The organism is Yersinia sp. 2542 StPb PI, from assembly GCF_048593855.1.
Classification (GTDB): domain Bacteria; phylum Pseudomonadota; class Gammaproteobacteria; order Enterobacterales; family Enterobacteriaceae; genus Yersinia; species Yersinia enterocolitica_E.
This window is the reverse complement of the sequence record NZ_JAZGQA010000006.1, coordinates 23,425-49,674: the sequence shown is the minus strand read 5'-3', so window position 1 is coordinate 49,674 and position 26,250 is coordinate 23,425. Positions and strand designations below refer to the sequence as shown.

Sequence of the window (26,250 nt, the reverse complement as noted above, 5' to 3'; positions counted from 1 at the left end):
ATATAGGAAATTTAAAGTTATACATTCTCAACATATAAACTTAATAGGGTAAATAACAATGAAACCGAAGAATCAGAGAAAAGAAGAAGTGATGGGTATCCTGGAGGACCACTGTAATTCGTTAATGGAGCAGTTTACTGAGTCGCCACCACCTGTTATCAATTGGCCAAAAACCAGAGAACTTGCCGATAAAGCGCACCTGGATATTTATACGGCAAGATTAGTATTAATGAAGCTAGTAGAGGAAGACAGGGCCAGAATGTCAGAAACCAAAGTGATGAACTCATTACGCTGGTTTGTTACTCAGCCAGAAAAAAAATGAAACGGCCATCATCTTAGGGTAAAGACATTATTTTTCAACGAGATAGATTCGAATAGCGATAAAGAGTCAGCTTTAATTGCTGCCAGACACTATCCCATTGAGCTGTTATAACCCCAATATTGGACAATTAGTTAACCTGTTTCCGTACAACAGGATGTTAGCTATATATGTAACTTGTTGATAGAAAAATGAAACTTTGTTTACCCCCATCTATAAGACCCACTCTTTCAGTACCAGTGCTCAACCTTGTTGTTATGGCGCTGATGTCCATTACCTTTGTCACCATGATGCACTATGAAATCAACCGAGGAGGGGCTGGGCTTCATCTTCCTGCCAATATAGTCATCTGGGCCATGATGGCACTGCTGACAATAACACTCTATTTACCCCATACTGAAGCCACTCAGCGTGTAAATTCTCCTGGCCGTTTGTGGCTGCTGTTTGGCGCCTTGATGATAAGCCTGCCGGGGCTATTTCCTGCCTCATTACAGCATGTCGTTGCCTGGTTACCGCGGATTTTAGGCCTGTGGGGTGGGATAATACTGCTACTGGGGTTGTTCCGCCTGAAACTGAATGTAGCCCTGCGACAGAGATGGCTGGTGATCATCCTCTTGTCGGCCTGGGGGCAAGCTGTGCTGACTCTGTTGCAATTTTTTGTTTTTACATCCGATAATTGGATGGAATTTGATAGTGCACAGCGGCCTTATGGCATATTCCAGCAAACCAATGTACTGGCCAGTTACCTGGCAACCGGTTATAGCATTGCAATCTATCTGTTTATGTTATCAAGCAACCGGGCCGTTCGAGGCATCAGCACACTTACCCTGCTGCTATTCCCAGGCTTATTGGTGCTGTTGCAATCAAGGATAGGTTGGGTTGGCGGGATAACAACTTTGCTATTACTGTCGCTATATTACTGGCGTCAGCGACAGATAGCCTGGGTGTGGCTGAGTAGCCTGCTAAGTTTACTGGTCGCCGTTTATCTGTTGGAACAGATGAATATCGGTATGCATGTATCCAAAGATGCCAGCAACACCGAGCGCTGGCTGATACTGCAATATACCTGGCAGATGATACAGCAGCACCCATGGCAGGGTTGGGGATATGGTAGCTTTGAGTCAAGTTTTGCCCATGAATTGGCGCAGCACTGGCGGGTACCGACTTACTTAACTTATCCTTCCCACCCTCATAATGAAGTGCTTTATGGTTGGGTTGAGGGTGGCATTGCCGCACTGATCGGGATGTTGCTATTGGCTATCGGCTATGTGAAGCCACTCTTAATGCAACCAAAAACCGTTTTCCCTCTGTGGGTTCTCACGTTGCCGATCGCGTTGCATTTGATGACGGAGTTCCCTCTGTATCAATCAGCAGCCCACTGGCTGGTGCTGATTTTACTTGGCCGCCTAATGGTCACAGAAGATATGCTGCAACCCACCACATCGAAGTCAACTCGCTGGCAACGCTGGCTGCACACTGCCGTGATTTTATCGGCGCTATGCACACTGGTGTTTATGGTGACAGGCTTTAAAACTGGCCGGGTACTCACACTGGCCGAGAGAAGTGGCTTGGTTAACATGCAGCCTTTAGATAGCCTGACCAATCCCTATATCCAGTGGGAAAGGTATCAATACATAAGAAATATTAATCTATTATTGCAATTTAACCAGCATCCTGACCCCATGTTATTGCGCCAATTTAGGGTATGGGCCGAGCAGTATATTCAATTACACAATGATCCGAATGTTTATCAAAGTCTGATCATGATTGCTCGGTATCAGAAGGAAACAGCTTACGCCGACCAATTGTACCAAACTGCTCGCGCTTTATTCCCCGCCAACCCGGCCTTTCAATAGTGCCGACCTTATCAGCAATCACAAATCACCTGGCCCCTAAATCAAGGGGCTTATTACACCGTTTGCGGGCAGCCTCGAGTTTTACCTATGTCAGTTTTGGGGCTGCTGGGCTAGTATATCGGCTGGAAAAAGGACTTGATGAATGGTTGTAATTACATCCCCTTCTGTTTCAAGCTCATAGCTTATTTTTATCGGCTGTTGTGCCGGCATTGATGGCGAGATTTCCGTGTTAACCGTAAAATCATGTGATAGCTAACGATAATAATAAAAATCACAATTAACTTTAAATTCAATGGACTATAAATCATAACCACATGAATAATACCGATAAACTCGATTCTCACACCCCGATGATGCAGCAGTATCTTCGGCTCAAGGCCCAGCATCCTGACATTCTATTGTTCTACCGGATGGGGGATTTTTACGAACTGTTCTACAGTGATGCCAAGCGAGCTTCACAGCTACTGGATATCTCACTCACTAAACGCGGAGCCTCCGCTGGTGGGCCTATTCCGATGGCTGGGGTACCTTATCATTCGATAGAAAACTATCTGGCGAAGCTGGTCCAGTTAGGTGAATCTGCCGCAATTTGCGAGCAAATCGGTGATCCCGCCACCAGTAAAGGGCCAGTTGAGCGTAAAGTAGTGCGTATCGTGACACCAGGTACTGTCAGTGATGAAGCTCTGCTACAAGAACGTCAGGATAATCTGCTGGCGGCTATCTGGCAGGATGCGCGCGGTTTTGGCTATGCGACGTTAGATATCAGTTCCGGTCGCTTTAGGGTTGCGGAACCCGCAGATCTTGAAACCATGGCTGCCGAGTTGCAGCGAACGCATCCCGCAGAGTTACTTTACCCAGAAAACTTTGAGCAGATGTCGTTGATAGAACACCGGCATGGCTTGCGCCGCCGTCCATTATGGGAGTTTGAGCTAGAAACCGCCCGCCAGCAGCTTAATCTGCAATTCGGCACCCGTGATTTAATCGGGTTTGGTGTAGAGCAGGCCCATCAGGCACTGCGCGCTGCGGGTTGCCTACTGCAATATGTCAAAGATACCCAACGTACCTCTCTACCCCATATCCGCGGTTTAACCATGGAGCGCCAGCAAGATGGCATTGTGATGGATGCCGCGACCCGTCGTAACCTTGAACTGACCCAGAACCTGTCTGGTGGGTCTGAAAATACGTTAGCTGCTATTCTCGATTGCAGTGTGACCGCAATGGGCAGCCGCATGCTAAAACGCTGGCTGCATATGCCGGTGCGCGATATCAAGGTATTAAGCGATCGCCAACAAGCAATCGGCGGCTTGCAAGATATCACCGCCGAACTGCAAACGCCGTTGCGTCAGGTAGGCGACTTAGAACGTATTCTGGCTCGTTTGGCGCTGCGCACTGCGCGCCCAAGAGATTTAGCGCGGATGCGCCATGCTTTCCAGCAATTGCCGGAGATTCACCGTCTACTGCAATCGGTGGATGTTCCCCACGTGCAAAATTTGCTGTCACAAGTCGGTCAGTTTGATGAATTACAGGATCTGTTGGTACGGGCAATTGTAGAAGCACCGCCAGTGTTAGTACGTGATGGTGGTGTCATTGCGCCGGGTTATAATGCTGAACTAGATGAATGGCGAGCTCTGGCCGATGGTGCTACCGATTATCTGGATCGGCTGGAGATCCGTGAGCGTGAAAAGCTGGGCCTGGATACACTGAAGGTCGGTTTTAATGGCGTCCACGGCTATTACATTCAGGTAAGTCGTGGTCAGAGCCACTTGGTTCCGATTCATTATGTCCGTAGACAAACCCTGAAGAATGCTGAGCGCTATATCATTCCAGAACTGAAAGAGTATGAAGACAAGGTTCTGACCTCTAAAGGCAAAGCGCTGGCGATTGAAAAAGGGTTATATGAAGAGATTTTCGATCTTCTGTTGCCACATCTGCCTGAATTGCAAATCAGTGCTAATGCGTTGGCGGAACTGGATGTACTGGCGAATCTGGCTGAAAGAGCGGAAACACTCAACTACAACTGCCCAACCCTGAGTGATAAACCGGGGATTAAAATTACTGCTGGCCGCCACCCGGTCGTCGAGCAGGTTCTCAGTGAGCCCTTTATTTCTAACCCGCTGACGTTATCACCTCAGCGGCGGATGCTGATCATTACCGGCCCGAATATGGGGGGTAAAAGTACCTATATGCGCCAAACAGCCTTAATAGTTTTGTTGGCACACATGGGGAGTTATGTTCCGGCGGAAAGCGCTATCATTGGCCCGGTTGATCGCATATTTACCCGCGTAGGTGCCGCTGACGATCTGGCTTCAGGCCGTTCCACCTTCATGGTCGAAATGACGGAAACAGCCAATATCCTGCATAACGCCACGGAGCAAAGTCTGGTGCTGATGGATGAGATTGGTCGCGGTACATCCACTTATGATGGCCTTTCATTGGCCTGGGCTTGTGCTGAAAATCTGGCGAGCCGTATTAAAGCGATGACGCTGTTCGCCACTCATTACTTTGAGTTAACCACCCTACCGGAAAAAATGGAAGGTGTGGTAAACGTCCACCTTGATGCTCTGGAACATGGCGAAACTATCGCCTTCATGCACAGTGTGCAGGATGGGGCAGCCAGTAAAAGTTATGGTCTGGCAGTCGCAGCCCTGGCCGGTGTACCACGTGATGTGATTAAGCGGGCACGGCAAAAACTGAAAGAGCTGGAGTCCCTGTCTAATAATGCCGCAGCCAGTAAGATTGATGGCTCACAACTGACGTTGTTAAATGAAGAGACACCACCTGCGGTTGAAGCATTGGAAGCACTGGATCCAGACTCACTATCACCACGTCAGGCATTGGAATGGATTTATCGCCTGAAGAATATGGTGTAAACGGGCATAAAAAAACGGTGAACATCTGTTCACCGTTTTTGTGTTTTATAAGAATAACTATCTATACCCTAACTATTTCGTGTTGCAGAAAGGCGGGTAAATTTATTCACGGAACAACGCCTCAATGCTCAAGCCTTGTGTTTGCAAAATTTCCCGCAAACGACGTAAGCCTTCAACCTGAATCTGGCGGACACGCTCACGCGTCAAACCAATTTCACGGCCAACATCTTCCAGCGTTGCTGCTTCATATCCTAAAAGACCAAAACGACGGGCCAGCACTTCGCGCTGTTTAGCATTCAATTCAAACAGCCATTTAACGATACTTTGCTTCATATCGTCATCTTGCGTTGTATCTTCTGGACCATTTTCATTTTCGTCGGACAGAATATCTAACAAGGCTTTCTCTGAGTCGCCGCCTAACGGTGTATCAACAGAAGTGATACGTTCGTTCAGACGTAACATACGGCTCACGTCATCAACCGGTTTGTCGAGTTGCTCAGCAATCTCTTCAGCGCTCGGTTCATGATCCAATTTATGAGAAAGTTCTCGTGCAGTACGCAAATAAACGTTTAATTCTTTAACGATATGGATAGGTAAACGGATGGTCCGGGTTTGGTTCATTATCGCCCGTTCAATCGTTTGACGAATCCACCAAGTGGCATAAGTGGAGAAACGGAAACCGCGTTCAGGATCAAATTTTTCCACCGCCCGAATAAGACCGAGGTTTCCCTCTTCAATCAAATCCAGCAGTGCTAAACCGCGATTACTGTAACGGCGGGCGATCTTCACCACCAACCGCAAGTTACTTTCAATCATACGCCGACGTGAAGGCACATCACCGCGCAATGCACGCCGGGCAAAATAAACCTCTTCTTCTGCGGTTAACAGCGGCGAATAACCAATCTCACCAAGATAGAGCTGCGTCGCGTCCAGCACTCGCTGGGTAACACCTTGCGCCAACAGCTCATCTTCTGCTAACTCGCTTTCAGTAGGTTCATCCTCTACTAATGCTTTTTCATCGAAAATTTCAGTTTCCGTACTGTTTTCATCAAAATCAGCATCTTCATGCAACTCGTTAACTTTCAGCGTATTTTGGCTCATATGCTGCTCCTACCCGTGAATCCGGCGAGCAGAATACAGCGTATTCTGCCCAATCTATCGCTGCGGAAGGTAACGCAGCGGGTTTACGGATTTCCCCTTGTAACGAATTTCAAAATGCAATCTAACTGAACTGGTTCCGGTGCTACCCATGGTTGCTATTTTTTGACCCGCCTTCACTTCTTCTTGTTCCCGGACCAGCATTGTATCGTTATGAGCGTAGGCGCTCAGGTAATCATCATTATGTTTGATGATAATAAGATTACCGTAACCACGCAGTGCGTTCCCAGCATACACAACTCGCCCGTTTGCTGTAGCGAAGATGGGTTGCCCACGAGAACCGGCGATATCTATCCCTTTATTGCCCCCTTCGGAAGCCGAGAAGCTATCGATCGTTTTACCTTCAGTTGGCCATTTCCAGCTACTGACTGGACCACCATTACTGGTTGGATCACTGATGGTACTGCTTGGCGCGGTAACAGGTGCGGTTGTAGCGACAACTGCCCCTGACGCTGGTAACATTTTACCAACATTCTGTTTACCCGAGTTTCCAGAATACGCGCTAGTTGATTGAGAATCAACCGTTGTAGTTGTGTTCTGAATATTTGCCGGCGGTTTTGTCATTCCACCTGATGTGGCATCGGTCGCGGCTAACATTCCACCACCCGACCCATTACCCAACTGGATAGATTGTCCAACATTCAGGCTATATGGCTCAGCAATATTGTTTTTTGCTGCCAGGTCACGGAAGTCATTCCCGGTTATCCAGGCAATATAAAACAGCGTGTCACCACGCTTAACGGTATAGGTATTACCGTTGTAACTTCCTTTGGGGATACTGTTGTAACTACGGTTATAAACGATGCGGCTACCGGAACTATTCGTATCCGAGCCACTTAGCATGGTCCCTGAACGATCACCGCCAACACTGCTGATTGGCGCAGATGTTGAGGAGTCATTACTACAACCTACCAACCATAAACTCATAACCGTACATGCCGCTACCCGGCGTAATGTAATCATTGGGCTTCCCGTGCTCATGCTTCCCCCATGACAGCAATAATAAGCGATATATCCAAAATACCTTTTACACTGTAGTTAAAGTGGTCAGTTAACGACTGTTAAAACGCCATGCCGAATACGACTATTCCACTCATTTTCGAGTATTAAAAGGTTCCACAGCGCAGGCAAGACACATGCTGACTCGCACTGAAGAAACAAGATACAGAAGCGCGCATGCTATCAATACCGCGCCTGCCATACCATAAAATTTATATTACTGATTTTCGGCCAATCTTTAGCACAAAAAAACTGCACTTCGACTTTAGTTAAAGATTAAGACTGAAATATACCCTAAATAATTCAAGTTGCAGGAAGGCGGCAATTGAGCGCAGCCAACGCACATGCAGCTTGAAGTATGATGGGTCTAAAGGCATTTATTCAGGCCAATTCACCTTTAACCAAAGGAACAAAACGCACGGCCTCTACCGTCTCAATTTGGAATTCATTGTTACGGCGTTGCACACATTTCAAGGTTTGAGCCTGCTCCCCAACGGGAAGAACTAATATCCCACCTTCATCCAATTGTTCAAGTAAGGCACTTGGAATTTCTGGCGGAGCTGCTGTGACAATGATCGCATCAAATGGCCCGCGTGATGCCCAACCTAACCAGCCATCACCATGGCGGGTAGAGACATTATGCAGATCCAGTTGCTTTAGGCGACGTTTTGCCTGCCACTGTAACCCTTTGATTCGTTCAACTGAACAGACATGTTCGACTAAATGCGCCAAAATTGCGGTCTGATAGCCAGAACCGGTACCTATCTCTAATACCCGAGAAGTCGGTGTCAATTGCAACAATTCGGTCATCCGTGCCACCATGTACGGCTGAGAAATAGTTTGCCCTGAACCTATAGGTAGAGCTGTATTCTCATATGCCTTATGGGACAACGCCTCATCAACAAAACGCTCGCGCGGCACCGCTTCGATCGCTTGTAACAAGCGCTCGTCGTGAATACCTTGCTGACGTAACAGCATCAACAATGTCTGCATGCGTTTATTTACCATTCCTCGTCACCCTAGGTGTTTTAACCAGTAATGTTGGCTAACCAGTTTTCAACCACGTCTTGCGCCGCATAGGCGGTTAAATCAACTTGAAGTGGTGTTATAGAAACATAACCTTGTTCAATCGCAGCAAAATCAGTGTCCGGTGCTACATCAAATTTCTCCCCCGGCGGTCCAATCCAATAGAGATCTTGCCCCCGTGGGTCCTGCTGACAAAATACCTGCTCTGCTGGATGGCGACTACCACAACGTGTAACTCGAATACCTTTAATTTCAGATAAGGGTAAGTCAGGTACATTAATATTAAGTATCTTACCGGTACGCAACGGCTTTTGTTGTAAAGCACGCAATAAACGGCAAGTGACTGCTGCTGCCGTAGCATAATGCTGATGGCCGTTGAGTGACACCGCCAGAGCAGGAAAGCCTAAATGCCGCCCTTCCATTGCGGCGGCCACCGTGCCGGAATAGATAACATCATCCCCCAGGTTCGGGCCTGCGTTGATACCGGAAACCACAATGTCAGGCCGGGGGCGCATTAACGCATTTACCCCAAGATAGACACAATCTGTCGGAGTACCTTGCTGCACGGCAATATCGCCATTGGATAATGTGGTAATGCGTAGTGCACAGTCCAAAGTCAGTGCATTGGAAGAACCGCTGCGATTACGATCTGGGGCGACGATTTGTACCTGCGCAAACTCGCGCAATGCAGCGGCGAGCGCTTGTATCCCTGGCGCAGAAATACCGTCGTCGTTACTCAGCAATATCCGCAGCATCGGCATTATCCTGATTCATTATTTCTCTTACCACACTGGTGGCAAAACTGCCCGCGGGTAGCCAGAAGCTGAGTTCAAGGGTTACGTCATCCCACCAGCTCCACACCATATTCTGTGGCTTTAGCAGTACAGCCCGGCGAGCAGCCTCAACACGTTCACGCTTAATCAACGCCAGTAATTCACTTTGATCCGCGATACATGACTGCTCAAAAGCCAATGCTTCATCCTGCGTTCCCAGTTCGCCGTCGCCTGGCAGTGGGGCCGTCACATTCAATTCACCCGCATCAACACGCTGCTGTAACGCCACCAATTCATCAGCACTGGCCACAAACCAACTGCCACGACCAGATAACTGTAAAGCATCGCCTGTCAGCACCGTGGTTGCTTGCTGTTGCGCCAGACGGCAACTGCTAATCAGGTTGAACATCGCACTACGGCTAGCGGACAAGTAAAAGCTGCGTTTACTGCGCTCTTTGACCCGAATTTCATTATTCGCCCACAGACGAGCCTGCACCAGATTATTACCACCACGGCCAAACCGTTGGCTGCCAAAATAGTTGGGCACTCCCTGTGCGGCAATCTGCTGCAACCGTTGTTCTACATCCTGACGATCAGTGATATGACGCAACACCAGGGTAAAAGCATTGCCTTTCAGTGAACCGATACGCAGCTTACGTTTCTGCCGCACTGCTTCCAGCACTTCACACCCTTCCAGCTCGAACGTAGCGAGATCTGGTGCTTCTTTGCCCGGTAGGTGCAAGCAGAACCACTGCTCTGTGACAGCGTGGCGATCTTTCAAACCCGCATAGCTCACTAAACGCGGATGAAGCTTGGCAAAACGCGCCAGATAGTCAGCAACAAATTGCGTATTACAGCCATTTTTGCGAATACGGATCAGCAAATGTTCGCCTTCACCATCAGGTTCAAAGCCTAAGTCCTCAACCACCACAAAATCTTCGGGATTGGCTTTTAAAATGCCACTCGCTTTGGGTTTGCCGTGCAGCCAGGTTAGATTTTCCATGTCCATCGTTATGCCTTAACCCTGTTATGCTTTAACCAAAAGCGCCACGGCTTCACATGCAATACCTTCACCACGGCCAGTAAAACCAAGTTGTTCCGTGGTGGTGGCTTTTACGTTGATATCATCCATATGACATTGTAGGTCTTCCGCCAAATGCACGCGCATTTGCGGGATATGGGGGGCCATTTTAGGTGCCTGGGCAATAATGGTAATGTCCAGATTACCCAGCCGGTAGCCTTTCGCCAGAATACGGCGATAAGCTTCACGCAGCAAAGCACGGCTATCAGCACCTTTAAATGCCGGATCGGTATCAGGGAATAATTTGCCGATATCCCCTAACGCAGCCGCCCCCAATATTGCATCGGTAGCAGCATGTAATGCGACATCACCGTCGGAATGTGCCAATAGGCCCATCTCATATGGGATACGCACACCGCCGATAATAAGTGGGCCAGCTCCGCCAAATTTATGAACATCGAAACCATGACCAATTCGCATTAATTGCACTCCTTATAATGCCTTTATTACTTGAGGTTGCAGCAGCATTAGCCGCTGTTACTCACCAGAATCACAATGACTGGGCCAGGCCTGCCGGAATTTACTGGCTGCAACACCCATTAGTTGGGCTATTGACGTTGGGTTAAATAAAACTCGGCCAAGGCCAGATCTTCAGGGCGCGTCACTTTGATATTATCCGAACGACCAGACACTAATATCGGATGATAGCCGCAATGTTCTAATGCAGAAGCTTCATCAGTGACCACCGCCCCTTCGCGCAAGGCGCGGGCCAAGCATGTTTTTAATAACTCAAGCGGGAAAAGTTGAGGTGTCAGGGCATGCCACAACGCTTGACGATCTACAGTATGGGCAATGGCTGGATGATCGCCAATTTGGACAACGGCCTCACTGCGCTTCATGGTGTCACGTACTGGTGCTGCCAGAATGCCCCCGACATGGCTATGGTCGATAATCGACAGCAACCTTTCAAGGTCATCGAGATGTAAACAAGGACGAGCCGCATCATGGACCAGCACCCACTCAGTCTGCCCTGCACATTGTAAGCCCGCCATCACCGAATCAGCCCGCTGCTCACCACCGTGAACAAGCGTGATCCGCGGGTCCTGCGCAATAGGTAACGTTGAAAACTGCGTGTCCTGCGGATGTATTGCCACAATAATCCGCTGAACGCGTGGATGCCGAAGCAAAGAAAAAATAGCATGTTCAATGATTGTCTTGCCTGCCACAGTTAAATACTGTTTAGGGCAATCAGCCTGCATACGGCTGCCAATACCTGCAGCCGGTAATACCGCAATGACGTCAGGAAGGGAAACTGCAAAATTACTCATTATTTATTATTGCGCGTTATTGGACGACGAAGGGATACCCGCATTACGTCTGGATTGGTCAGGAACCAGACGATAGAAACTTTCGCCAGGCTTGATCATGCCCAGTTCGTTACGTGCGCGTTCTTCGATAGCCTCTTGACCACCATTTAAATCATCAATTTCAGCAAATAGCTGATCGTTCCGAGCTTTAAGTTTGCCGTTATTGGCCTCTTGCAGCGCCACGTCATCCTTAACCCGAACAAAATCATGAACACCATTCTTGCCCAACCACAGTGAATACTGTAGCCAGCCAAGTAAAATCAGCAATAGTAGTGTAAGTTTTCCCATTCCCGCCCCCTGAAAAACTGCCTAATCATCCCACAACTTTTCGTCGGACTCCACTCTGTGAAGGAAATAGGTCATAAAGCTCAGATTAAGGATGATTTCCGGCAAAAATACCATGCAAATCTACAAAATGTCATTAATTGCTGGTTTTGAGTGCGCGGTAAGCCCTGCTGTCACTACCTCTTATTGCCCCCCTGCAAATCATGCAGAGATAAACACTGCAAAAACTGTTTTTGGCATTAGCTTATACCAACACTCAAGTTAAAAATGCATATTTAATCTCGCCTAAAACAAATAAACCCCATTACAGTTGAGTTTATAGGTATAAAAGTTTATTTTTATGCACTCAAACTGCATAAATAAAAAATTTACCTTAACTCGTTGCTACTTTTACCGGGAGATTCACATGTTTAAACGTTTAATGCTGGTCGGAACTTGTCTGGCCGCCGTATTGTCTGCGGGTAGCGTTGTTGCAGCCGAGCCGACTTATGTTGTCGGTTCCGGTGGTACCTACCGCCCATTTGAGTATGAAAATAGCCAAAAACAACTGGAAGGTTTTGATATAGATATCATCAAAGCTATCGGTAAAGCTGAAGGTTTTCAGGTCAAATTGGTGAATACGCCGTGGGAAGGGATTTTTGCCACATTAGGCTCCGGTGATCGCGATATCATCATTTCGGGTATCACCATTACGGATAAACGTAAACAAATGGTTGATTTTTCAGATCCTTATTTCCCTGCCGAACAAACTATCGTCGTGGCTAAAGGCTCTAAAGTTGATTCCATTGCGGCACTGAAAGATCTGAATGTTGGCGTGGTGAACTCAAGCACCGGCGACATCGTGGTATCCGATGTTCTGGGTAAAAACAGCACTGCGATCAAACGCTTTGATAACACGCCACTGATGCTGCAAGAACTCTACGAAGATGGCATCGCTGCCGCCGTAGGTGATGTAGGTGTCGCCAAGTTCTACCTGAAAACCCACCCGGAAAAAGCCTTTGAACTGGTTTCTGATACCAAGTTTGAGCGCCAATATTTCGGTATTGCGGTGGCGAAAGGTAATGAAGAATTACGCACCAAAATCAACAGTGGTTTACAGAAAATCATTGCTGACGGCACTTACGCCAAAATCTATGAAAAATGGTTTGATGCACAGGTACCAACACTGCCAGCCGCAACCCAGCCAGCAAAATAACCCTTTCTTATATACGCCACCGCTGCGTGAATGCGCGGTGGCTTGATTGACCGGATCACCCTATGTCAGGATTTCGTTGGGAAATCATTCAGGAATACGCCCCACTGTTTATGGACGGTGCCTGGATGACAATTAAGTGCACCATTATCTGTGTGATTTTGGGCACAACCTGGGGGTTAACCCTCGGTCTGGGCCGTCTGGCGCAAGCGCCTCACGGTATCTGGAAGCCAGTATTGTACTATTTCGTTCAATGGCCAGTGCGCATCTATATTAGTGCTATTCGTGGCACACCCTTATTTGTGCAAATAATGGTGGTGCATTTCGCGCTGGTGCCACTGTTTATTAACCCACGGGATGGCATTCTGGTCACCAATGGCATTATGTCTTCTGATTTTGCCAGAATGCTGCGCTCAGATTACGGTGCTTTTTTATCCTGCGTCGTGGCTATCACGCTGAACGCGGGTGCTTATGTTTCTGAGATTTTCCGTGCGGGTATTCAGTCAATTGATCGCGGCCAGATGGAAGCCTCGCGCTCATTGGGAATGAGCTACGGCAAAACGATGCGCAAGGTTATTCTGCCTCAGGCTTTCCGCCGGATGTTACCGCCACTGGGTAACAATGCCATCGCTATCGTAAAAGATTCATCGCTGGCCTCTGCGATTGGCCTGGCTGACTTAGCCTATGCTGCTCGCACTGTTTCTGGTGCCTATGCGACTTATTGGGAACCCTACCTGACCATCTCACTGGTTTATTGGGTTATCACATTCTTACTTTCGCTATTAGTGCGGCATATGGAAAAGAGGTTCGGTAAAAGTGATTCACGTACATAACCTACAAAAACAATTTGGCGAAACCCATGTGTTGCGTGGCATTTCTTGCGACATTCAGCCAAAAGAAGTGGTTTGCATCATTGGCCCATCCGGTTCGGGTAAAAGCACCTTTTTGCGCTGTATTAATGCGTTGGAGACGTTATCCGGGGGGGAAATAACCGTTAATGGTTTTGAGATCCATAACCCGAAAACCGATCTCAACCGGATGCGCGAAAGTGTCGGCATGGTGTTCCAACGTTTTAATCTATTTCCTCATATGACGGTGTTGGAAAACCTAACCATGGCACCTATGGATGTTAAAAAGCTGCCACGAGCGCAAGCCATAGAACGGGCTGAATTGTTGTTACGCAAGGTGGGATTACTCGATAAGATTGATGCCTATCCCAGCAGTCTTTCTGGCGGTCAACAGCAACGCGTCGCCATTGCCCGAGCCTTGGCAATGGAACCTAAAATCATGTTGTTTGACGAACCGACTTCAGCGCTGGACCCGGAGTTAGTCGGTGAAGTGCTGGCGGTGATGAAAGCATTAGCACTGGAAGGGATGACCATGGTGGTAGTGACTCATGAAATGGGCTTTGCCCGAGATGTTGCCGACCGGGTGCTGTTTATTGATCAAGGGGTGATACAGGAAGAGGGGCAACCGGAAAAAATCTTTACCGCCCCGACTAACCCGCGAACTCAGGCATTTCTCAGTAAGGTGCTTTCAGCGCAAGGGTAAACGGTTACCCATTGAAGATGTTACAAATTGAAGCGGGTTATTATCGGGTGAAACCGAATAGCCCGCCGATTTGCTCACCAACCAGTAAGAAATGAAAACAGCATCCAGAATAAACACAATACGGCAATACCACTCCCACCAATGGTAAATAAGAGATTACCGCGCGATAACACACTCAAAGCAATACCTACCAACACTGAAACCGGCATCAGCGCCAGAAAGAACGGCCAAGTGTACAGCAGGAAGAAGACGGTATTGGGACCATAGACAAAGAAAGGTATCGCAAACGCCAGCCAATAGAAAACAAAGCCTGTAACGCCACCGAGAAAGGAGTATGACGGCTCCTCCCTTTCCCGCTGTTCGTCGATAATAATTTGGGTGATATTCTGCATAGCAATCCTGTGGGCACAGTTTACCAGCACGCTCTAAGGGCGTTTTGCCGGTAGCCATTAGTATAGATACCCAGCGTAATTAGCGTTACAGGTAGGCAGCAAGCTAATACATCCCGATGCGCTTACACAGTCAAGTGATTCGGGTGAATGCGTGCAGCTAACGGTCCTGTAGCTTCAAGTACAAAGGGTATCATTTAGGATTTGATAATAGCTCGACCACGCAGTACGTCTAACAATTGTTCAATCAAATTTGTTACTAATTGTTCACCCGGCAAATGAATATCAGCGTGTTCGGGTGATTCATAAATAGAGTCAATGCCAGTAAAATTTTTCAGCTCGCCAGCACGGGCTTTTTTGTACAAACCTTTAGGGTCACGGGCCTCACAAATAGCCAACGGTGTATCGACAAATACCTCAATAAACTGGCCTGATGCCAACATATTGCGCACCATTTCCCGCTCAGCCCGATGAGGTGAGATAAACGCCGTCAGCACCACCAACCCGGCATCTACCATCAGTTTGGCCACCTCCCCGACGCGACGAATATTCTCGCGCCGGTCAGTATCAGAAAAACCCAAATCACGGCATAAACCATGGCGCACATTGTCGCCATCCAGTAAGTAAGTGCTAACACCGCGAGCAAACAGTGCCTGTTCCAGCGCACCGGCAAGGGTAGATTTCCCTGAGCCAGATAAACCGGTAAACCACAGCACCACCCCTTGGTGCCCATGCTGTTGCTCCCGATCCTCTCGGGTCACCGCATGGGGATGCCAGATGATATTCTCATCAGCCGGCAGAGCGCCCGATTCATTAACATCATGCGTTTTCAACGGATCGGCGTACAAGTTATTTACCCCCTAACAGATCACGCGCGCCCCAGTGTGGGAAATGGCGGCGAACCAAAGCATTCAGTTCTAACTCAAACGTACTGAATTCAGTATTTTCCTGATAAACCGACGCCAGCGTTTCGCGAATTAACCCTGCACCAACAGTGACATTAGTCAGCCGATCAATAAAGATCATGCCACCGGTATCCCGATTGCGTTGATAGCTGTCGAGCACCAGCGGTTCATCAAATGCCAGTTCAACCAAACCAATGCCATTAAGCGGCAGGCTGTCAACTACCCGCTGGGTCAATGAGTTGATTTCCACCTGATATTGAATATTTTCCACCCGCGCACGGGTCTTTTTCCCCGCTACTTTGATGTCATAACTTTGTCCAGCCACTAACGGCTGTTCCGCCATCCACACCACATCCACCAGCGCATTTTGCGCCGCTGTTAAGGTCTCACTGGCATCAACCAATAAATCGCCACGGCTGATATCCACTTCATCAGTCAGCACCAAGGTTATGGCTTCGCCGGGGATGGCTTGCTCCAAGTCACCATCAAAAGTAACAATGCGCGCCACACTTGATTCCATACCGGACGGCAGCACTTTTACTCTCTGCCCAACGCGCACCACACCGGCAGACAAGGTGCCAGAATAACCACGAAAATCCAGGTTTGGCCGGTTAACATACTGCACCGGGAAGCGCAGCGGCTGCTGCCGGCTGGCATTGACCACATCAACACTTTCCAGCACTTCCAGGAGTGTCGGGCCGGAATACCAATTCATTTTCTCGCTCGGTGATGCCACATTATCGCCATCCAGCGCAGATAGAGGGACAAACTTGATGTCGAGATCCGTGGGTAATTGCTCGGCAAAACTCAGGTAATCTTCTTTAAATTGTTCGAAGACGCTTTCCTGATATTCCACCAAATCCATCTTATTCACCGCCACTACCAAATGGCGGATCCCCAGCAATGTAGCGATAAAGCTGTGACGGCGAGTTTGATCCAATACCCCTTTGCGGGCATCGATCAACAAAATCGCCAGATCGCAGGTAGAAGCCCCGGTCGCCATATTGCGGGTATATTGCTCATGCCCCGGTGTATCCGCGATGATAAATTTGCGTTTCTCGGTTGAGAAATAGCGATAAGCCACATCAATGGTGATGCCCTGCTCACGCTCGGCCTGCAAGCCATCAACCAATAACGCCAAATCCAATTTTTCACCCTGAGTGCCAATACGTTTACTGTCAGTGTGCAGCGTTGATAACTGATCTTCATAGATTTGGCGGGTATCATGCAGTAAACGCCCAATCAGGGTGCTCTTACCGTCATCCACACTGCCACAGGTCAGAAAACGCAACATCGTTTTATGCTGTTGGGCATGCAGGTAAGCTTCTACTCCACCCTCGTTGGCAATCTGCTGGGCGATAGAGGTATTTTGTAAAATCATCGATTTGTTCTCTGAAACTGACAGCTCATCGACAACGGGCTGATCTTGTAATTTCGTGCTCATTGGGCGCTCCTCAGAAATATCCCTGACGCTTTTTAAGCTCCATCGAGCCGGATTGGTCACGGTCGATCATTCGCCCCTGACGCTCACTGGTGGTAGAGATAAGCATCTCTTCGATGATGGCCGGTAAAGTTTCAGCCTCGGACTCTACCGCGCCAGTCAATGGCCAACAGCCCAAGGTGCGAAAACGCACCATCTTCTGAGTAATGACCTCACCCGGTTGTAAATCAATTCGGTCGTCATCCACCATCAGTAACATGCCATCACGCTCAACCACCGGGCGAGGCTTTGCCAGATACAGTGGAACAATGTCGATTTTTTCCAAGAAGATATATTGCCAAATATCCAGCTCAGTCCAGTTGGACAGCGGGAACACGCGGATACTTTCGCCTTTGTTAATTTGGCCGTTGTAGTTGTGCCACAGTTCCGGGCGCTGATTTTTTGGATCCCAGCGATGGAAGCGGTCACGGAACGAATAAATACGCTCTTTGGCGCGGGATTTCTCTTCGTCACGCCGTGCGCCACCAAATGCAGCATCAAAACCATATTTGTTCAGCGCTTGCTTCAAGCCTTCGGTTTTCATGATATCGGTGTGTTTGGCGCTGCCGTGAACAAACGGGTTAATGCCCATCGCTACCCCTTCCGGGTTGCGGTGGACCAGTAGCTCGCAGCCAAATGCTTTAGCGGTACGGTCGCGAAATTCATACATCTCGCGGAATTTCCAACCGGTATCCACATGCAATAACGGGAATGGCAAATTACCGGGGAAGAAGGCCTTGCGCGCCAAATGCAGCATCACAGAGGAATCCTTACCGATAGAATAGAGCATCACCGGATTACCGAATTCAGCGGCCACTTCACGGATGATATGGATACTCTCCGCCTCCAATTGCCGCAAATGAGTGAGTCGTTTTTCGTCCATAACAGATCCTTTATGCCAAATTCACGACTGACGGGCTGATAGCCTGTTCAGTCTGTGGTTGTTGCCCAAACCAGGCGATTTGGTGATGTAAATCCACCACTTCACCGATAACCAGCAGTGCTGGGGTCGGCGCCTGATGTGCTAATGATTCCAGTTGGGCCAGTGTGCCCGTCAAAACTTGTTGGTCAGCACGGGTTCCCCGGCCAATTACCGCTACAGGAGTGGTGCTTGCCCGACCATGGGCTATGAGCTGACGGCTAATCTCGGCGGCTTTCACTGTTCCCATATAAATCGCCAAAGTTTGGCGGCCTCGAGCCAGTGCCGGCCAATCCAAATCATCGCCATCGGCGCGGCAATGCCCGGTAATAAAGGTCACGCTCTGAGCATAGTCACGATGCGTCAGAGGGATACCCGCATAGGCTGTCGCCCCACTTGCCGCCGTCACTCCCGGCACCACCTGAAACGCGATGCCCGCACGCGCCACCATTTGCAGCTCTTCACCACCACGGCCAAAGATAAACGGATCACCGCCTTTCAGCCGCACTACCCGTTTCCCCTGCTGCGCCAGCGAGACAAGTAATTGATTGGTTTCTTCCTGTGCTACCGAGTGCGCTCCCGCCCGTTTGCCGACACAGATACGTTCAGCGTCACGCCGTACCAGATCCAACACTTCCGGGCTGACTAAATGGTCATATAACACCACATCAGCCTGCTGAATCACTTGCAGGCCACGTAATGTCAGCAAACCTGGACAACCAGGCCCCGCCCCCACCAAAGCAACCTCACCCTGAGTGCTGCGCTGCCCCTCCAGCTCCCGTTGTAATTCCTCTTCGGCTTGTGCTAACTGACCACGGCTAATCAGACTCGCAAAGCGGCCACTAAACGCATTTTCCCAAAAGCGACGGCGCTCTCCCATCGAGGCGATATGCTGTTTAACCCGACCACGCCAGCGCCCGGCAACGGCTGCCATATCACTCAGACTGGCAGGTAGCAGAGCCTCTAACTTCTCACGCAGTAAACGCGCCAGCACCGGAGCTTGACCGGCAGAGGAGATAGCCACCACCAGAGGGGAGCGATCGACAATCGACGGGAAGATAAACGAGCAGCGGGGTTGGTCATCAACCACGTTAGCCAAAAGATGTCGCTGATCCGCAGCGGTAAAAACAGCGGCATTCAGCACGGTATCGTTGGTGGCGGCAATCACCAAAAAAACATCATCCAACTGTTCCGGCAAGAAAACCTTTGCAAGCCAGTTAATGCGGCCATCCTGATGCTGTTGTTCCAGTTCAGATGAAAGAGCCTGTGCCACTACCCTCACCTGTGCACCCGCGCGGTGGAGTAAATCAATTTTTCGCGCAGCGACTTCGCCGCCGCCAACAACCAATACTGGGCGCTGTTTCAAGTCGGCAAATAGAGGTAGATAGTCCACAACGTCCTTCAATTACATGATAAAGCGTAGGGTGACTATAGGGGGGGGGCATGGCCTTATGAAATGACGAAAAGTAATTACAAGTTCCATAATGATATATAGGCGTAACAGCATGGCTTGCAGCTAAGTTAGCCAATTCGCACTCAGGGCGATTTTCTTACTTACTGACATAAAATTTCTACACTTTAGGAAGTATACAAATTGTCTATTGGTGTAGACAGTTTCATACTAAGCACCGGAAAGAGCTGTATTGTCCATGCTGCGAGGCATGGCCCAGACTATAACAAGGATATTTCGGTATGTTTTCCCGCCGTCGCCTAAAGTGGGCACTATTCACCCTGTGTTTCAGTACCGTCTTACCGTTGCATGCCGCTACGACTCAGGCCGTTGGTCGAATCGCTGAACAACAAATCCGCCATATCAGCACCTACTTTCCCGGCCGTATGGCGGGTAGCCCGGCAGAATTACTGGCTGCTGAGTATATCAACCACCGTTTTCAGCAAATGGGTTATCAAAGCAACCTACGGGGTTTTAATACCCGCTATCTGTATACCAGTAAAAACGGTAAACCAAGCTGGCACACACTGACTGCCACCTCGGTGATTGCCGCTCGCAACATAACAACTCTCGATAAAAAGCAGGCGACTGGCAAAGCGGATGACCAGAAACAGATAATTATCATGGCGCACTTTGATACCTATACACCGCAAAGTGATAAAGATTTAGATAAGAATCTGGGTGGGCTGACGCTACAAGGGGTCGATGACAATGCGGCAGGGGTCGGCGTTATGCTGGAACTGGCTGAACATCTGAAAGACACACCATTGCGCTATGATTTGCGTTTTGTGGCACTCAGCGCCGAGGAGATAGGTGCACAAGGTGCCGAGAACTATCTGCAACGAATGAGTAAAACGGAGAAAGCCAACACACTGCTGGTGATCAACTTAGATAGTCTGATAACCGGTGACCGGCTCTATTTTAATGCCAGTAACCAGCCCACAGCCATTGCTGCAAGGGATCAGGCACTTGCGTTGGCACGTCGGTATGGCATTACTGCCGCCACAGTTAAAAACCAGATTAGCTCCCCCTGTAGGGCGGATAAAAATATCTTCTATAACGCCGGATTACCGGTGTTATCTGTCGAAGCAAGCAACTACAGCCTGGGTAACAAAGAGGGTTGTCAGCAACGGGCCATCAGTAGCCACTTTCCTCAAGGTATAACCCGTCATCAAAGCCAGCTAGATAACTTAAATTATCTGGATAAGTACTTACCGGGTCGTATCAGTAAACGTTCACACGATAGTGTGAAAATATTGTTGCCCCTGATACAAGCGCTCGCTGCTGATAAAAAATAATATTGGCTTTGCGTAACTTCGCGCAAAATACAGATAAAAACCAACAAATTCAATGTCAGGGTGATCATTATGATCGCCCTTTTTCGTGCTTTTCACGTATAACTCCTGGTGGGTATAGCACCCATAATTAATTGACTCAATCTCGCTAGTGGGTATAATGCCCACCAGCAACTCACCAGGAGATCACATGGAGAGTGGCGAATTAATAAAGCGATTGCAGGAAGGTGTGAAGTCACCCACTGGGAACCGCCTCCACACATAGGGTTTGAATGATGACGGGTATAAACGCTTAGGGAGTTAACCATGATCTACCCTATTTTTATTTTCAGTACTACTGAAGGATTCGATGGATATTTTCCCGATCTTGACGGTTGTTTCTTTGCTGGCAATACCTTTGCCGATATCAGTAAAAATGCCGAAGAAGCCTTTGCTGTTCATATTGAAGCACTGATGGATGAAGGTTTTCCATTACCCACGCCCCCGAAAGATCCACAGCGTTACATTGGGGATCCCCGGTTAAAAGAAGAAGCGGGGATTTTGGGGTTTGTTGAGATTGATCCGGCCAAATATGAAAGTAAGGCGGTCAAATTCAATCTGACCATGTCGCAAAATCTGCTGACCGCCATTGATAAGTTTATCGCCACACACCGGGGTTATAAGAACCGTAGCCAATTTCTGGCTGAATTGGCACGTGAGAGAATCATCAGCTAATAGATAATGAAAATGAGGGCACAGGCAGCGCCCTCAGACCACAGACAAATTCAAATAAAGGGAGAACGTGCGGTTGGGTGTAGGCGTTACGCATCAGTCGCCGGAACGCCCATCGGGGATGGTCCACTCTTCATTCACTGAGCTGTAACACTCACAGGGCTATAAATAGCGTTGATATTAGCTTCAACCTTCATGCAGGCCGCATTCGCGTTTCAACCCAAAGAAGCGAGTTTCCTCTTCGCTCATTCCCGGTTCCCATTTACGGGTAGTGTGAGTATCCCCGACCGATAAGTAACCCTGTTCCCAAAGAGGGTGATAGCTCAGGCCATTTTGGGTCAGATATTGATAAATCTGCCGATTATCCCAATCGATAATCGGTAGTAATTTGAAAACGCCGCGCTGAATGGCTAACACCGGTAGCTGTGCCCGGCTGCCTGATTGTTCACGGCGAAGACCAGCAAACCACGTTTGAGCCCCCAGCGTTTCCAACGCCCGATTCATGGGTTCCACTTTGTTCAGGTCATTGTAACGTTCAATACCTTCAACTCCTTGCTGCCACAATTTACCGTAACGGGCTTCCTGCCAAGCCGGGCTATGAGGGGCACGAAATACCTGTAAGTTAAGTTGAAGCTTCTCAGTCAAGTCATCAATAAACTGATAAGTTTCTGGGAATAGGTAACCGGTATCAGTAAGAATTACTGGAATATCAGAACGTTGCCGCGTAACAAGATGCAAACAAACGGCGGCCTGAATACCAAAGCTGGAAGAAAGTACAAACTCGCCCGGTAGATTTTCCAATGCCCAGCTCACCCGCTCTTGCGCGGTTAAATGCTCAAGTTGACCGTTAACCAGTACCAGTGCCGCCGCTTGTTCTGCTTTCGGCAGGGCATTAAGTTCACTCAAGTTAAATTGGCTCACACCGCCTCCTGTACGTCATAAAAATCACGGGCTGAATCAATCACTGGAGCAATCACACCAACGCGAATCACAAAGTCACCGAAACCTTCATCAGCATGGCGCTCTTTTGCCCAGCGCCCAACCAACTGATCGGTAATTGCCAGAATTTCATCTTCGGTGATGTTTTCACGATACATCCGCGGTATCCGAGTGCCTTCCCGGTTGCCACCCAGATGCAGGTTATAACGACCAACGGCTTTACCCACCAGCCCTACTTCTGCCAGTAAAGCCCGGCCACAGCCGTTCGGGCAGCCGGTAACTCGCATCACAATATGTTCATTGGGCAAACCGTGTTGCTGCAAAATACCTTCAATACGGGTAACAAACTCTGGCAGGAAGCGTTCAGCTTCGGCCATAGCCAATGGGCAGGTTGGGAATGAAACACACGCCATGGAGTTCTCACGCTGCGGGCTGACACTGTCATCCATCAAGCCATGCTCACGGGCCAGCGCCTCAATACGGGCTTTATCTTTTTCCGGCACCCCTGCCACAATCAGGTTCTGATTCGCAGTTAAGCGGAAATCACCCTGATGGATTTTAGCAATTTCTGCCACACCGGTTTTCAGGCTACGGCCAGGATAATCTAGCAAACGGCCATTTTCGATAAACAGGGTTAAATGCCATTTTTTATCAATGCCTTTCACCCAGCCAATACGATCGCCACGACCAGTAAATTGATAAGGCTTAATAGCGCCGAAACTGACGCCTGCGCGCTTTTCAACTTCCGCTTTGAAGGTTTCTATCCCTACTCGCTCCAGAGTATATTTGGTTTTAGCATTTTTGCGATCGGTACGATTGCCCCAATCACGTTGAGTGGTAACAACCGCTTCAGCGATAGCCAGCGTGTGTTGTAGCGGAATGTAGCCAAATTCACTTGCTTTACGGGGATAGGTATTCTTATCACCATGAGCAATAGATAGCCCACCGCCTACCAACACGTTAAAGCCAATCAGTTTGCCTTTATCGGCGACAGCCACAAAGTTGAGATCGTTGGCGTGTAGATCCACATCATTTTGCGGAGGAATAACAACTGTAGTTTTAAATTTACGCGGTAAATAGGTCGCGCCGAGAATCGGCTCCTCATCGGTGGTCGCCACTTTTTCCGCATCCAACCAAATTTCGGCATAAGCGCGAGTACGCGGCAGCAAATGCTCAGAAATCTTTTTCGCCCATTCGTAGGCTTCCTGATGTAGCACCGATTCCACCGGGTTCGACGTACACAGTACATTACGGTTTACATCGTTTGCCGTCGCCAACGCATCCAGCCCCAATTGATTAAGCAACTGATGGGCCGGTTTAACATTACCTTTCAGAATGCCATGGAACTGGAATGTCTGGCGATTGGTGATACGGATGCTGCCGTATAAGGTGTTATCCGCCGCAAACTTATCAATTCCCAACCATTGCTGTGGGGTAATAATCCCCCCTGGCAAGCGGCAACGTAGCATCATGGCATGACGTGGTTCCAGCTTCTGCTCGGCGCGTTCGGCGCGGATATCACGGTCATCCTGCTGGTACATACCGTGGAAGCGGATTAACAGGAAGTTGTCGCCATTGAAACCACCCGTTAGACCGTCATTCAAGTCTTTGGCAATGGTCCCACGCAGGAAATTGCTTTCCGACTTCATACGTTCGCCATCAGACAGTTTTCCAGTAACGACTAATGGCCCTGGGTGTTTTTCATTCATCAGTACACATCCCGCTGATAACGGCGCGCCAGGCGCAGCTCACTTAAATATTCATCAGCCTGCTCGGTATCCATTGCACCGTGCAGAGCCACCACGTCCAGTAAAACCTGCTCAACGTCTTTGGCCATGCGGTTAGCATCGCCACAGACGTAAATGTGGGCACCTTGTTGTATCCAGTTCCACAGTTCTGCGCCCTGTGCGCGCAGTTTGTCTTGTACGTATATTTTATGGGCCTGATCGCGCGACCAAGCCAGATCAATGCGGGTCAGCAAGCCGTCTTTAACATAGCGCTGCCATTCAACCTGATAGAGGAAATCCTCGGTGAAATGAGGGTTGCCAAAGAACAACCAATTCTTGCCACTCGCACCATCGGCCTCACGCTGTTGCATAAAGGCGCGGAAAGGTGCAATACCGGTACCGGGACCAATCATGATAACTGGCGTTTCCGGGTTAGCAGGCAGGCGGAAGTTATCGTTATGTTCGATAAAGACTCGAATATCACCCTCCACTTCCAACCGATCAGCCAAATACCCTGACGCCCCTCCGGTACGTGGCCGCCCATCAATGTCATAGCGCACCACACCCACAGTGATATGTACTTCGTTTTCAGTCTCAGCCTGTGAGGAAGCAATGGAGTACAAGCGCGGCGTCAGTGGCCGTAACAGCGCAATCAACTGATCAGCATTGAGATCAGACGGGGCCTGTCTAACCATATCAACGATCGGGGTATTTTTGGCATATTGTTGCAGCGCCGGTTTATCTGCCAGCAGCGCAATCAGCTTCTCATCACGGGAAAGTACCGCATACTTATCAACGATCAGCGTCGTATTTTGTGTCAGTTCAAAATGGCTGCGCAATGCCTGTGCCAGTGGCAGATTCTGCCCGTCGACACTGACCTGTTCGTCACCTTTAAGCCACAACAGAGCGAGCAGCTCGTCTACCAGGGCCGGGTCATTATCAAACCAGACCCCCAGTGCATCACCGGGTTGGTAACGCAGACCTGAATCGGCTAAATCTATTTCAATGTGGCGGACATCTTTTTCGGAGTTACGGCCTGTCACTTTCTGCTGTACCGATAATTGCGCGGTCAGTGGTGCCGTTTTGCTGTATGGGCTGGATGTGATTTCATCCACGACACCACTTTGAGTTACCGCCGCCGCAGTTGCCGATTGTGCCGGCACCCGAGCCTGTAACACTGCAACGATCTGCTGACGCCACTGCTGTGCCGATTCCTGATATTCCACATCCGCATCGACACGATCCAATAAGCGCTGAGCACCAAGTTCCGCCAATTTGCTGTCGAAATCTTTACCTGCCTGGCAAAAGTGCTCGTAAGAGGTGTCCCCTAATCCAAACACAGCAAAGGCGGTTTCCGGCAACTTAGGCGCTTTTTTAGAGAATAAGTATTTGTGCAATGCAACCGCTTCTTCCGCGGGTTCACCTTCGCCCTGAGTGGAGGCAACGACAATTAATAGGCGTTCTTGTGCAATTTGCTTAAACTTATAATCACCCGCATTGACCAAATTGACATTAAGTTTAGCCGCCAGAAGGTCATCACGTAGCTGTTCCGCCAAGCGGCGTGCATTACCGGTCTGAGAGGCAGAGATAAGGGTAATCGTCAGCGCTGGCGGAGCCACTGCCGCTGGGGTTGCAGCCACACCTGGCTGTTGATTAACCATGCCCCAGAAATAACCGGACAACCATGCCATTTGGGTTGGGGAAAACTCACCAACCGCCGCCTGTAAGCGGGCTAACTGCTCCGGCGATAGCGGAAGTAAAGAAGTAGGAGGAACCTGAGTCGTCATTGCAGTACGCATTCCCTTAAGCTTTAGCCAGTGTCAGTCGATCTATTTTCAGCACATATTTCTTAATGTTTGTAAGGTTAACCATCCCGATAATAACAATTAAAGAAGCGATAGAAATAATAAATAACCAAAACGACTAAGCGGTTTTTCAGGTAATGGATATGAGTTAAAGTGTTCAACTTATTAAGAAAATTTTCACTAACCCATATCAAGCTATTAATTTGCCACGTC

The 26,250-nt window shown here is 48.9% G+C and carries 24 protein-coding genes; 8 read left to right on the top strand and 16 right to left on the bottom strand.

The features are described from left to right. Nucleotides 1–58 precede the first annotated feature (58 nt). The 3 genes from V1952_RS02015 to mutS all read left to right on the top strand — a co-directional run bounded on the left by V1952_RS02015 (nt 59) and on the right by mutS (nt 5,045). Entirely contained in the window at nt 59–322 is a 264-nt protein-coding gene (locus V1952_RS02015; RefSeq protein ID WP_083160383.1) for a faeA-like family protein, read from the top strand. A gap of 263 nt (nt 323–585) precedes the next feature. Then, entirely contained in the window at nt 586–2,175 is a 1,590-nt protein-coding gene (locus tag V1952_RS02010) for a Wzy polymerase domain-containing protein (protein ID WP_420074253.1), read from the top strand. A 314-nt stretch (nt 2,176–2,489) separates the two neighbouring features. Beyond that, a complete protein-coding gene (gene mutS / locus V1952_RS02005) occupies nt 2,490–5,045 on the top strand; it encodes a DNA mismatch repair protein MutS (protein ID WP_420074252.1) in 2,556 nt (851 codons plus the stop codon). A 102-nt stretch (nt 5,046–5,147) separates the two neighbouring features. On the opposite strand, the gene rpoS is transcribed toward mutS, so the two are convergent. The 8 genes from rpoS to ftsB form a co-directional block, all read right to left on the bottom strand. Beyond that, nucleotides 5,148–6,146, bottom strand: coding sequence for an RNA polymerase sigma factor RpoS (gene rpoS, locus V1952_RS02000; RefSeq protein WP_019210991.1), 999 nt, complete (start codon nt 6,144–6,146; stop codon nt 5,148–5,150). 54 nt (nt 6,147–6,200) lie between these two features. After that, nucleotides 6,201–7,166, bottom strand: coding sequence for a murein hydrolase activator NlpD (nlpD, locus tag V1952_RS01995; protein ID WP_372559824.1), 966 nt, complete (start codon nt 7,164–7,166; stop codon nt 6,201–6,203). Nucleotides 7,167–7,583: 417 nt separating this feature from the next. Next, nucleotides 7,584–8,210, bottom strand: coding sequence for a protein-L-isoaspartate(D-aspartate) O-methyltransferase (locus V1952_RS01990; protein ID WP_050086457.1), 627 nt, complete (start codon nt 8,208–8,210; stop codon nt 7,584–7,586). A gap of 20 nt (nt 8,211–8,230) precedes the next feature. Beyond that, entirely contained in the window at nt 8,231–8,983 is a 753-nt protein-coding gene (gene surE / locus V1952_RS01985; RefSeq protein ID WP_083160391.1) for a 5'/3'-nucleotidase SurE, read from the bottom strand. Further along, a complete protein-coding gene (truD, locus tag V1952_RS01980; RefSeq protein WP_420070881.1) occupies nt 8,961–10,010 on the bottom strand; it encodes a tRNA pseudouridine(13) synthase TruD in 1,050 nt (349 codons plus the stop codon). The genes surE and truD overlap by 23 nt, the downstream gene beginning before the upstream one ends. 18 nt (nt 10,011–10,028) lie before the next feature. Continuing rightward, entirely contained in the window at nt 10,029–10,502 is a 474-nt protein-coding gene (gene ispF, locus V1952_RS01975; protein ID WP_083160395.1) for a 2-C-methyl-D-erythritol 2,4-cyclodiphosphate synthase, read from the bottom strand. A gap of 128 nt (nt 10,503–10,630) precedes the next feature. Next, the gene (gene ispD / locus V1952_RS01970; RefSeq protein ID WP_372558064.1) at nt 10,631–11,350 is read right to left on the bottom strand and encodes a 2-C-methyl-D-erythritol 4-phosphate cytidylyltransferase; all 720 of its coding nucleotides are present in this window, start codon (nt 11,348–11,350) and stop codon (nt 10,631–10,633) included. Between the two features lie 6 nt (nt 11,351–11,356). After that, the gene (gene ftsB, locus V1952_RS01965) at nt 11,357–11,677 is read right to left on the bottom strand and encodes a cell division protein FtsB (protein ID WP_083160397.1); all 321 of its coding nucleotides are present in this window, start codon (nt 11,675–11,677) and stop codon (nt 11,357–11,359) included. 403 nt (nt 11,678–12,080) lie between these two features. Between ftsB and V1952_RS01960 the strand changes: the two genes are divergently transcribed. The 3 genes from V1952_RS01960 (at nt 12,081) to V1952_RS01950 (ending at nt 14,417) form a co-directional block, all read left to right on the top strand. Beyond that, nucleotides 12,081–12,869 carry a basic amino acid ABC transporter substrate-binding protein gene (locus V1952_RS01960; RefSeq protein WP_372558063.1) on the top strand — a complete coding sequence of 263 codons (789 nt, stop codon included), beginning with the start codon at nt 12,081–12,083 and terminating at the stop codon, nt 12,867–12,869. Between the two features lie 62 nt (nt 12,870–12,931). Then, the gene (locus V1952_RS01955) at nt 12,932–13,699 is read left to right on the top strand and encodes an amino acid ABC transporter permease (RefSeq protein ID WP_005181636.1); all 768 of its coding nucleotides are present in this window, start codon (nt 12,932–12,934) and stop codon (nt 13,697–13,699) included. Next, nucleotides 13,683–14,417: an amino acid ABC transporter ATP-binding protein gene (locus tag V1952_RS01950; RefSeq protein WP_372558062.1), complete on the top strand. Its 735-nt coding sequence runs from the start codon at nt 13,683–13,685 to the stop codon at nt 14,415–14,417. The genes V1952_RS01955 and V1952_RS01950 overlap by 17 nt, the downstream gene beginning before the upstream one ends. Nucleotides 14,418–14,491: 74 nt before the next feature. On the opposite strand, the gene V1952_RS01945 is transcribed toward V1952_RS01950, so the two are convergent. From V1952_RS01945 to cysG, 5 genes are all read right to left on the bottom strand, one after another. Further along, on the bottom strand, nt 14,492–14,809 hold the full coding sequence (locus tag V1952_RS01945) for a DUF3561 family protein (RefSeq protein ID WP_083160403.1): 318 nt from the start codon (nt 14,807–14,809) through the stop codon (nt 14,492–14,494). Between the two features lie 194 nt (nt 14,810–15,003). After that, on the bottom strand, nt 15,004–15,654 hold the full coding sequence (cysC, locus tag V1952_RS01940) for an adenylyl-sulfate kinase (RefSeq protein ID WP_372558061.1): 651 nt from the start codon (nt 15,652–15,654) through the stop codon (nt 15,004–15,006). A gap of 1 nt (nt 15,655) precedes the next feature. After that, on the bottom strand, nt 15,656–17,155 hold the full coding sequence (gene cysN, locus V1952_RS01935; protein WP_420070879.1) for a sulfate adenylyltransferase subunit CysN: 1,500 nt from the start codon (nt 17,153–17,155) through the stop codon (nt 15,656–15,658). Between the two features lie 10 nt (nt 17,156–17,165). Beyond that, nucleotides 17,166–18,074 carry a sulfate adenylyltransferase subunit CysD gene (gene cysD, locus V1952_RS01930; protein ID WP_004706274.1) on the bottom strand — a complete coding sequence of 303 codons (909 nt, stop codon included), beginning with the start codon at nt 18,072–18,074 and terminating at the stop codon, nt 17,166–17,168. Between the two features lie 10 nt (nt 18,075–18,084). Next, nucleotides 18,085–19,503: a siroheme synthase CysG gene (gene cysG / locus V1952_RS01925; RefSeq protein WP_372558059.1), complete on the bottom strand. Its 1,419-nt coding sequence runs from the start codon at nt 19,501–19,503 to the stop codon at nt 18,085–18,087. A gap of 299 nt (nt 19,504–19,802) precedes the next feature. On the opposite strand from cysG, the gene V1952_RS01920 reads away from it, so the two are divergent. Both V1952_RS01920 and V1952_RS01915 read left to right on the top strand, forming a co-directional pair. Beyond that, nucleotides 19,803–20,858 (top strand): aminopeptidase, encoded by a 1,056-nt coding sequence (locus tag V1952_RS01920; protein ID WP_372558058.1) that lies wholly within the window; start codon nt 19,803–19,805, stop codon nt 20,856–20,858. Between the two features lie 303 nt (nt 20,859–21,161). Then, on the top strand, nt 21,162–21,569 hold the full coding sequence (locus V1952_RS01915; RefSeq protein ID WP_372558057.1) for a type II toxin-antitoxin system HicB family antitoxin: 408 nt from the start codon (nt 21,162–21,164) through the stop codon (nt 21,567–21,569). A 183-nt stretch (nt 21,570–21,752) separates the two neighbouring features. Here V1952_RS01915 and V1952_RS01910 read toward each other — a convergent pair whose 3' ends face one another. The 3 genes from V1952_RS01910 to cysJ are packed head-to-tail and all read right to left on the bottom strand — an operon-like array spanning nt 21,753 to nt 26,019. Continuing rightward, nucleotides 21,753–22,487, bottom strand: a complete 735-nt coding sequence (locus V1952_RS01910; protein ID WP_372558056.1) for a phosphoadenylyl-sulfate reductase — start codon at nt 22,485–22,487, stop codon at nt 21,753–21,755. Continuing rightward, nucleotides 22,484–24,214, bottom strand: coding sequence for an assimilatory sulfite reductase (NADPH) hemoprotein subunit (gene cysI, locus V1952_RS01905; protein WP_420074251.1), 1,731 nt, complete (start codon nt 24,212–24,214; stop codon nt 22,484–22,486). The genes V1952_RS01910 and cysI overlap by 4 nt, the downstream gene beginning before the upstream one ends. After that, on the bottom strand, nt 24,214–26,019 hold the full coding sequence (gene cysJ / locus V1952_RS01900; RefSeq protein ID WP_420074254.1) for an NADPH-dependent assimilatory sulfite reductase flavoprotein subunit: 1,806 nt from the start codon (nt 26,017–26,019) through the stop codon (nt 24,214–24,216). Before cysJ ends, cysI begins: the two co-directional genes overlap by 1 nt. Nucleotides 26,020–26,250 lie beyond the last annotated feature (231 nt).

Coding starts and splice junctions, on each gene's coding strand:
- V1952_RS02015 (WP_083160383.1), top strand. CDS start 59: ATGAAACCGAAGAATCAGAGAAAAGAAGAAGTGATGGGTATCCTGGAG.
- V1952_RS01915 (WP_372558057.1), top strand. CDS start 21,162: ATGATCTACCCTATTTTTATTTTCAGTACTACTGAAGGATTCGATGGA.
- V1952_RS01955 (WP_005181636.1), top strand. CDS start 12,932: ATGTCAGGATTTCGTTGGGAAATCATTCAGGAATACGCCCCACTGTTT.
- ispF (WP_083160395.1), bottom strand. CDS start 10,502: ATGCGAATTGGTCATGGTTTCGATGTTCATAAATTTGGCGGAGCTGGC.
- surE (WP_083160391.1), bottom strand. CDS start 8,983: ATGCTGCGGATATTGCTGAGTAACGACGACGGTATTTCTGCGCCAGGG.
- nlpD (WP_372559824.1), bottom strand. CDS start 7,166: ATGATTACATTACGCCGGGTAGCGGCATGTACGGTTATGAGTTTATGG.
- cysI (WP_420074251.1), bottom strand. CDS start 24,214: ATGAATGAAAAACACCCAGGGCCATTAGTCGTTACTGGAAAACTGTCT.
- truD (WP_420070881.1), bottom strand. CDS start 10,010: ATGGACATGGAAAATCTAACCTGGCTGCACGGCAAACCCAAAGCGAGT.
- cysD (WP_004706274.1), bottom strand. CDS start 18,074: ATGGACGAAAAACGACTCACTCATTTGCGGCAATTGGAGGCGGAGAGT.
- V1952_RS02010 (WP_420074253.1), top strand. CDS start 586: ATGTCCATTACCTTTGTCACCATGATGCACTATGAAATCAACCGAGGA.
- V1952_RS01945 (WP_083160403.1), bottom strand. CDS start 14,809: ATGCAGAATATCACCCAAATTATTATCGACGAACAGCGGGAAAGGGAG.
- V1952_RS01920 (WP_372558058.1), top strand. CDS start 19,803: ATGTTTTCCCGCCGTCGCCTAAAGTGGGCACTATTCACCCTGTGTTTC.
- rpoS (WP_019210991.1), bottom strand. CDS start 6,146: ATGAGCCAAAATACGCTGAAAGTTAACGAGTTGCATGAAGATGCTGAT.
- mutS (WP_420074252.1), top strand. CDS start 2,490: ATGAATAATACCGATAAACTCGATTCTCACACCCCGATGATGCAGCAG.
- V1952_RS01990 (WP_050086457.1), bottom strand. CDS start 8,210: ATGGTAAATAAACGCATGCAGACATTGTTGATGCTGTTACGTCAGCAA.
- ftsB (WP_083160397.1), bottom strand. CDS start 11,677: ATGGGAAAACTTACACTACTATTGCTGATTTTACTTGGCTGGCTACAG.
- cysN (WP_420070879.1), bottom strand. CDS start 17,155: ATGAGCACGAAATTACAAGATCAGCCCGTTGTCGATGAGCTGTCAGTT.
- ispD (WP_372558064.1), bottom strand. CDS start 11,350: ATGAGTAATTTTGCAGTTTCCCTTCCTGACGTCATTGCGGTATTACCG.
- V1952_RS01960 (WP_372558063.1), top strand. CDS start 12,081: ATGTTTAAACGTTTAATGCTGGTCGGAACTTGTCTGGCCGCCGTATTG.
- cysJ (WP_420074254.1), bottom strand. CDS start 26,019: ATGACGACTCAGGTTCCTCCTACTTCTTTACTTCCGCTATCGCCGGAG.